This window comes from Staphylococcus sp. EG-SA-2 (assembly GCF_017152085.1).
Genome location: NZ_JACYHC010000678.1, coordinates 1 through 2,013, shown reverse-complemented (window position 1 = coordinate 2,013; position 2,013 = coordinate 1). Strand labels below are relative to the sequence as shown.

The window sequence follows — 2,013 nt, the reverse complement described above, 5'->3', positions numbered from 1 at the left end:
AAAATGATAAAGCGGTAGGGAACGTAGTGTGTTCCACTGCTGATTTCTTTTTGAGCATTATAGACGGTATGTTGGAAGAAAAGAACAAAAGCTTGTGTACGATAGCATATAGGTATTAAGAATACGATGAACTCGTTGGCAATATTGACGTACTCAAGTGCGTACGCTATAATTAGCGTAACAGAAAACAAAGGAGGGTTTATATGATTATCACTAGCCCTACAGAAGCGAGAAAAGATTTTTATCAATTACTAAAAAATGTTAATAATAATCACGAACCAATTTATATTAGTGGCAATAATGCCGAAAATAATGCTGTGATTATAGGTTTAGAAGATTGGAAAAGTATACAAGAGACAATATATCTTGAATCTACTGGTACAATGGACAAAGTAAGAGAAAGAGAAAAAGATAATAGTGGTACAACAAATATAGATGATATTGATTGGGATAATCTTTAATGAGCAATTACACGGTTAAGATTAAAAATTCAGCGAAATCAGATTTAAGGAAAATAAAACATTCTTATTTAAAGAAGTCATTTTTAGAAATTGTTGAGACTTTAAAAAATGATCCGTATAAAATAACACAATCTTTTGAAAAATTAGAGCCTAAATATTTAGAGCGATATTCAAGAAGAATTAACCATCAGCACAGGGTCGTCTATACCGTAGATGATCGAAATAAAGAAGTATTAATACTATCGGCATGGTCACATTATGATTAATGAATATTCAATATCTGAATAACTTTAATGGTAAGTTAATTAAAGAAACTAGTATTTAAGTGTAGGGAAAATAGCGACGTTAATGCGTTGTTATCTCTACACTTTTTAATTTTATAATAGCGCAAGACTAAACAAATTGAAATTAGTAACAATAAAAGAATAACATATTATAATAAGGAATTTTAAATTGTGACTTTTTCGGAATATTAAATTTTAAAAATATGAGGTTTTTGAAGCGGATTTCTCACAAAATTTTAAAAAATTTAAGCCTGAAAATGATAAAGCGGTAGGGAACGTTTTTCTGAAAGTTAGTGATACAATAGTTTTAAGTTGAAATACAGGAGGATGAATAACATGAATCAGTCAGTCAAATTACTTAAACATTTAACAGATGTAAACGGCATTGCTGGTTATGAAATGCAAGTTAAAGAAGCAATGCGTAACTATATAGAGCCTGTCAGTGATCAAATTATTGAAGATAACTTGGGTGGCATTTTTGGAAAGAAAAATGCTGAGAATGGTCAATACTCAATTATGATTTCTGGTCATATGGATGAAGTTGGTTTTATGGTAACAAAGATTGATAAACATGGTTTTATTTCATTTACGCCAGTTGGTGGATGGTGGAATCAAGTCATGCTATCTCAAAAAGTAACGATTACAACAGATTCGGGCAAAGAAATTAGAGGTATCATCGGTTCTAAACCGCCACATGTCTTAACGCCTGAAGAACGTAAAAAGCCAATGGAAATCAAAAATATGTTTATAGATATTGGTGTTAGTAGCAAGGAAGAAGCTGAAGAAGCTGGCGTTGAAGTAGGCAATATGGTAACGCCATATAGTGAATTTGAAGTGCTTGCAAATGATAAATATTTAACTGCGAAAGCATTTGATAATCGCTATGGCTGTGCATTAGCTGTTGAGGTATTAAAACGTTTAAAAGATGAAAATATTGGAATTAACTTATACAGTGGTGCCACAGTGCAAGAAGAAGTTGGTTTGCGTGGTGCGAAAGTGGCAGCGAATACAATTAAACCAGATTTGGCGATAGCTGTCGATGTAGGTATTGCTTATGATACCCCAGGTATGTCAGGTCAAACGAGCGATAGTAAACTAGGCGGTGGTCCAGTTGTCATTATGATGGATGCTACAAGTATTGCTCACCAAGGTTTGCGTAAGCATATTAAAGATGTAGCTAAGGAACATAACATCGAAGTACAATGGGATACGACACCAGGTGGAGGTACAGATGCGGGAAGTATTCATGTCGCAAATGAAGGTATTCC

At 33.3% G+C, this 2,013-nt stretch carries 3 protein-coding genes; all 3 read left to right on the top strand.

Annotated features, from left to right (window positions below):
* The first annotated feature begins 203 nt into the window (after positions 1–203).
* Positions 204–461, top strand: a complete 258-nt coding sequence (locus IDG60_RS12260; protein ID WP_000587616.1) for a type II toxin-antitoxin system Phd/YefM family antitoxin — start codon at positions 204–206, stop codon at positions 459–461.
* On the top strand, positions 461–727 hold the full coding sequence (locus tag IDG60_RS12255) for a Txe/YoeB family addiction module toxin (RefSeq protein WP_000074049.1): 267 nt from the start codon (positions 461–463) through the stop codon (positions 725–727). The genes IDG60_RS12260 and IDG60_RS12255 overlap by 1 nt, the downstream gene beginning before the upstream one ends.
* Positions 728–1,081: 354 nt before the next feature.
* A partial coding sequence (locus IDG60_RS12250; RefSeq protein ID WP_206160748.1) for a M42 family metallopeptidase occupies positions 1,082–2,013 on the top strand: 932 nt, incomplete at its 3' end.